5 protein-coding genes and 1 pseudogene are annotated in these 5,460 nt (G+C 56.8%); 3 read left to right on the forward strand and 3 right to left on the reverse strand.

Annotation, left to right across the window (positions count from 1 at the left end; translation table 11 throughout):
• Nucleotides 1-379 precede the first annotated feature (379 nt).
• Both C5L10_RS34695 and C5L10_RS33170 read right to left on the reverse strand, forming a co-directional pair.
• Nucleotides 380-817 (reverse strand): annotated as a pseudogene (locus tag C5L10_RS34695) (NUDIX domain-containing protein).
• 20 nt (nucleotides 818-837) lie between these two features.
• Nucleotides 838-1,080: a hypothetical protein gene (locus tag C5L10_RS33170; RefSeq protein ID WP_105433186.1), complete on the reverse strand. Its 243-nt coding sequence runs from the start codon at nucleotides 1,078-1,080 to the stop codon at nucleotides 838-840.
• Between the two features lie 366 nt (nucleotides 1,081-1,446).
• Between C5L10_RS33170 and C5L10_RS33180 the strand changes: the two genes are divergently transcribed.
• Nucleotides 1,447-2,636 (forward strand): IS3 family transposase gene (locus C5L10_RS33180; RefSeq protein ID WP_105433188.1). Its coding sequence is split into 2 segments (ribosomal slippage): nucleotides 1,447-1,699 and nucleotides 1,699-2,636, totalling 1,191 coding nucleotides; the frame shifts between segments, so codons are not numbered across the junction.
• Between the two features lie 929 nt (nucleotides 2,637-3,565).
• The gene (locus tag C5L10_RS33190) at nucleotides 3,566-4,705 is read left to right on the forward strand and encodes a gluconeogenesis factor YvcK family protein (RefSeq protein WP_105433190.1); all 1,140 of its coding nucleotides are present in this window, start codon (nucleotides 3,566-3,568) and stop codon (nucleotides 4,703-4,705) included.
• A 38-nt stretch (nucleotides 4,706-4,743) separates the two neighbouring features.
• On the opposite strand, the gene C5L10_RS34105 is transcribed toward C5L10_RS33190, so the two are convergent.
• Entirely contained in the window at nucleotides 4,744-4,911 is a 168-nt protein-coding gene (locus C5L10_RS34105; RefSeq protein WP_172717325.1) for a hypothetical protein, read from the reverse strand.
• Between the two features lie 206 nt (nucleotides 4,912-5,117).
• Between C5L10_RS34105 and C5L10_RS33195 the strand changes: the two genes are divergently transcribed.
• Nucleotides 5,118-5,363, forward strand: a complete 246-nt coding sequence (locus C5L10_RS33195; protein WP_105433191.1) for a hypothetical protein — start codon at nucleotides 5,118-5,120, stop codon at nucleotides 5,361-5,363.
• Nucleotides 5,364-5,460: the final 97 nt, after the last annotated feature.

The following is a 5,460-nucleotide window of genomic DNA, read 5'->3' on the forward strand; positions in this document are numbered from 1 at the left end:
TCTCAACAAACGGCTTCAGCCATTCCGTCAGCGCAACATCCTGCTCTGCCATCCTTCGCACCCCTGTTGAAGTGCGAAAGATCGCCGATCATCGTTAACCGAGGATTAATCTGCCAAAGTAGTGCTAGAAGAAGTAGCAATTGCCACTGGCCTGACGGTCTCCGAGGTCCGATTGGCCGAAGAAGGGCAAGGACAGCCTAAGCACCCTGACCGCATCAAACACGTTCTCAAGTAATTTTGGCGAGCGCACTTGTTGGAAAATTAGCGCACAGACTTTTTTTTGATAGAATTGAGAGCATCGCTAGCCTTCACGGCGATGCCGCTGCGTACGATCAGCTCGTATGGAAAGTCGAATACCTAGCGCGATCAGGTCTCAGATTTACCTTGCTGTCACCTTTGCAAACGCTGCCCTAACAAGCGGTAGTTGGCCCTCAAGGACCTTCTCTGCAGCTACGAGCCCATCGAACCGAGCCGCCCGATCAACCTCGCGAAACTCGACAAACTTCCCGGACTTTGGCGGCCACTCCAGCGTGAATGTGTTGCTCACTATCGAGCTGACGTCGACAGGATCGCGAGCTTCGACTGCCCACGCCACCACAAGTTTGCCGCCAGGCTGCCGGTGTTCACCAACGGAAACGAAGTCCCCGCTTACAGTCACAGCAAGCTCCTACCGAGTCTCGCGGATCGCTGCAACCAATTCGCCAAATTCAACTAGACCCTTTGGAATGGACCATGCTCCGGCATCCTTTTTTGACCAGTAGAGACCACCCGGATGAACGAGCAATATCTCCGGATCGGTGCTGGTGGCTCGAAGAATTGTAAGCCATGTTCTTTACCTCAACCGAAGTCGCCTATGATGCCGCGCTGGTATATGATGATAGGCTCGCTTAATTCTCCCACAGCCGGTTGAGCATTTCGCCGCCAGACGACTACTCCTGCGTGCTGAGGGCTCAGCTTTTCAGCTTCCGCCAATGCCTGCTCTACGCTCTCCATCTGCAGAGGGTTGAACGCTGGGATCGCGTCGCCGTGTTCGTTTCGCTCGAAGGCGAGCAGCATGACCGCCGACATAATACCAGGCATTTCGCGTCCTACTCTGTCTTTCCGTTGGCTGGAGCAGGCTCTCGGGCGACCCCTGCCCCAGACGAGCCGACCGGCGCTGGGTCGGTCGTCCCCTTTGTCAACAACACGGCGGCGGCGACAGTTACTAGAATGAGCAACGTGATGATCACACCTGCGACACTCTTTGCTCGCCTCTTGTTGGCTTTCGGCCGCCCGCTCACCTCATACTCAGTTGAGGAGTCTTTCGCTCCGTAGGGGTCGCTTGGTGGCATGGTCGGTTCCTCCATGCAGCCCGAACGTCCATAGATAGCTGTGGTTCCCCCTTTGACCTGCCACTGAGAATCTCCTCCAGAATAGATTAGAGTCCGGCCCATCGAGGACGGACTTATGAAGAAGCAGCGATTTACGGAAGAGCAGATTATTGGCGTGCTGAAGGAGCAGGAGGCAGGCGTTAAGGCCGCTGATCTTTGCCGCAAGCACGGGATTTCCGAGGCGACCTTTTATAATTGGAAGGCCAAATACGGCGGGATGGAAGTGTCTGAGGCCAAGCGTCTGAAGGCGCTTGAGGACGAGAATGCCAAGCTGAAGAAACTGCTCGCCGAACAGATGCTGGATACAGCCGCACTCCGCGAGCTTCTTTCAAAAAAATGGTAGGGCCTGCCGCCAAGCGTGATGCTGTCGCGCACCTGAAGGCCATCATGGGCCTTTCGGAACGGCGGGCCTGCCAGATTATTTCCGCAGACCGAAAGACGATCCGCTATCGATCCTCTCGACCGCCGGAGGTCGAGCTGCGAGCGAAGTTGCGCGATCTGGCGAATGAGCGCCGCCGGTTCGGCTATCGTCGATTGTTCATCTTGCTTCGACGACACGGAGAGCCGTCTGGCGTCAATCGCATCTACCGGCTCTATCGCGAGGAAGGTCTTTCCGTGCGCAAGCGGAAAGCCAGGCGTCGTGCTGTTGGCACGCGTGCGCCGATCCTCGTCGAAGCAAGGGCCAATGCCCGCTGGTCGTTGGATTTCGTCCACGACCAGTTCGCCTGCGGCAGACGCTTTCGCGTGCTCAATGTGGTCGACGACGTCACGCGCGAATGCCTGGCGGCGATCCCGGACACATCGATCTCCGGTCGCCGTGTCGCGCGAGAACTAACGACGCTTATCGAGCGACGGGGCAAGCCGGGAATGATTGTCTCAGACAACGGGACCGAACTGACCTCGAATGCCATCCTGACCTGGTCGAAAAATCACAAGGTCGAATGGCACTACATCGCGCCGGGAAAGCCGATGCAAAATGGCTATGTCGAGAGTTTCAACGGGCGCATGCGCGACGAGCTGCTCAACGAAAGCCTGTTCTTCGGCCTCGATCATGCCCGCAGCGCCATTGCTGAATGGGCGGACGATTACAACCATTTCCGGCCACACTCATCGCTCGGATACCAGACCCCGGCAGACTATGCCGGGAGCATCGCCGCAACCGGCTCCAGCGCGGCGCAAGATGAAAGCTTCGCGTTTCCGCCGGTTGCTCACACCGCGCCAACTGGCGTATCAAAAACCGCCGAGGCTCTAATCGCGGCTGGATGAAACTTCAGTGGCAGGTCACCTTGTCGAAGCCCGACTTGTAATGAAGCCTAGAATTTCCAGAGCGGCGTCCGGTGGACATGTCTAAGAGACCTTTGGCATGGACGCGACGCAGGCAAAACAGCACCCGAAAAGCCCCCAAGCGATGTAACGGCGACCTTTACGGTGACTGGTTAAAACTGAGATGGGCGAAAGCATGTGGTGCGCTATCTTCGGCCGAATTGGCTGAGAGTCTCATTGCAGCTGCACCCACCGAAGAAGGCATGTAACGAGTAGCAGGCTGATGACAAGTTCACGCATTGGACAATAACTGTTTGTGTCACCCCGGGATTAATGGAGCGTCGCAATGTTCGGAACAGATCAGCGCTACTCGCTTGCTGACTTCCTATTTATCGCCCAAATAGAGAGGCCAGCATAGCGGTGGTTGGTCGTCATGTAGCTAGGCATTCCTCGCAGATGCCGCAGCCGTCGTCATCCATCCGGCTCTTTGAACAAGCCTTCCGACAGCAGAGGCAGACGACCTGATGATCGTATGATCCGTCGCGTGCGGGCGGCAATATCTCGATACCCGCATCCGCATCATTGCTAAATTCGTCCATATCGCCTCCATATCCGAGTGCGGAAAAAGATGGGGACGCCGTCGAGACCTGCAAGGATGTTGGGTCGGCGAAATAGAAAATTTTGGTCCCCATCCACGGGCGCTCGCTGTCAACTCGGTTTCCAGAAACCCGATCCGCTCTATCCGCGTTGGTCTGGAGTAGGAGACGTCGTTCTTGCAAGCTCAATAGCCTGGCCGCTAGGTTTAGAGTGACGGTCGAATTCCAAGCCGCCACTTCCGCCGCTCGCTGCGGCGCTGCTCGGATGGGGGCCACTTTCAAAGCTTGGTATCCGCGATTGGCGCGGCTATGAGTTTGCCGAGAATGGGGAGGATTATGAAACGCATCGTCATGTTTTCTGGCGGCACCGCCTGTCGCGCCATCAATATTGCGCTGGCTCGCAAGAATGTTCAACTGACGCGGATCGTTCCCGCTTGGGACAGCGGAGGCAGTTCTAAACTCATCCGGGAGAAGCTGAATATCCTGTCAGTGGGCGATATCCGCCAAGCGTTGATGACCATGGCCCATGGTGAGCGACGCTCCGGCGACGTGGTCAGGATCTTCAACACGCGGATTTCGTCCTCAAACGGACCTGCGGAAGCGAGAGAAGAGTTCCGCTTCTATGCCAATGGACGCCATCTCCTGCTGGAGCGTATGGAGCCGGGTCTTCGTGGCGCGATCCTGAATTATCTTCAGACCTTCGCGTCAGCGGTGGGCGATAGCTTCGATTTCAGGAACGGCAGCATTGGAAATTTCATCCTGACAGGAGCGTGCATCGCCCATAACGGCGACATAAACACTGCGATCTTTGTCTTCAGGAAGTTGTGCGAAATCCAGGGAAACGTTTGGCCCTCCTCGTTGGAAAGCGATCTTGTGCTGTCGGGAACCCTCAAGAATGCGGAAAGGCGCTCACCGCAGGATGTCTTGACCACGCTGTCCGACACGGACGCAGCAATCGGCATCGATGAGATCCAACTCCTGAACGGCAGCGGTGGAGCTCCCTCTGCGAACGCTGCTGTTATCGAAGCCATCCAGGCAGCTGACGTAATCGCTTTTGGGCCCGGAAGCTTTTACACCAGTATCCTTCCCCATCTCTTGGTCCGCGACGTCGTTGACGCAGTCGAGCGGGTCGCTTGCCCGGTTCTCTTTATCGGCAACATCTTGCAGTGTCGAGAGACCGTCGGCATGACCCTGAACGACGTGATCACCCGCTTTATCAGCAAATGGCAGAGCGTCAGCACCTCTGGAAATGCTCCGATGATCCGGGTTCTGGCCAATCGGGTTCTGTTGCCGTTTGAAAAATCGGTCGGCATTTTTCCTTACCTGGTGGCTCACCCAGAGCCGCAAAGCGAAAGCGTTGGTTTTGTTCTCGTCGAGGGAGAGTATGAAGATGCCTGGAGCCGTGGCCAGCATGATGGCGAGCTGGTTGCCGAGCAGATGCTAGACGTGCCCGCTCTGGGCGAAAACCGCCACTGACAGTGAAAAGACGCTCGGCTGGCCCGGGCTTTGAACTCTCAGGGACTTTTTTCGTTGGCAATCTTGGGCGCCCTGTCTGCTTCCAGCGACACCTCAAATGTCGTAACCGCTTGGTCTTGCTTGCGTGCGTCGGCTTCCTTGTCCAAGATTTCATAGGCCACGGGATACATTTCCTCCCGCTCGGCAACTATTTCCGCTTGCGTCATCTTGAACTCCGATTGCCGATCCACCTAAAGTAGCGCGGCAACCGCGTCTGCCAACTCGCAGTCGGATTGAGTTTCCAGACGAAGTTGCGGAGGCACCCTCCTCCCCGAGAGGTCTCAGGTGATCAGACGCTTGCCGGTATCCAGATCGCCGAGCTGTCATCGCCATAGGCGTTCGCTGTCCCGTCGAAATGCGACCGGATGGGACGATGATGGCCGTCCGAGGCGCGACGCTCGAAACCATGGCAGCCAAATCGAGGCCCGTTAGGGACACCGGCATGTCGACATCGGTCATCATCGTCGAACAACGGATTCCGGTCTATGGCAGCGACAGCTTCCGGGACGCTGCCGGTCTGGACGACGCAATAACCCTCCTCGATGAGGGCATCGACCAGCATCAATCGGATGAGGATGTCATCTTCGGCGATCGTGTCCCAGGATGTGGTGTAGCTTAGACGACCACGGCTCATCCCAGAGGGCCGGATGAGTGTCAGCTTGCAGCTGGCAGGCTGATGAGTGGATCATCGCTCATAGTGGCGATTGTCTCAAGTG

The organism is Neorhizobium sp. T6_25, from assembly GCF_002968555.1.
Lineage (GTDB): Bacteria > Pseudomonadota > Alphaproteobacteria > Rhizobiales > Rhizobiaceae > Neorhizobium.

Bases quoted from the DNA above. Each gene is read 5' to 3' on its own strand.
- C5L10_RS33170 (WP_105433186.1), bottom strand. From the start codon at position 1,080: ATGCCTGGTATTATGTCGGCGGTCATGCTGCTCGCCTTCGAGCGAAAC.
- C5L10_RS33190 (WP_105433190.1), top strand. From the start codon at position 3,566: ATGAAACGCATCGTCATGTTTTCTGGCGGCACCGCCTGTCGCGCCATC.
- C5L10_RS34105 (WP_172717325.1), bottom strand. From the start codon at position 4,911: ATGACGCAAGCGGAAATAGTTGCCGAGCGGGAGGAAATGTATCCCGTG.
- C5L10_RS33195 (WP_105433191.1), top strand. From the start codon at position 5,118: ATGATGGCCGTCCGAGGCGCGACGCTCGAAACCATGGCAGCCAAATCG.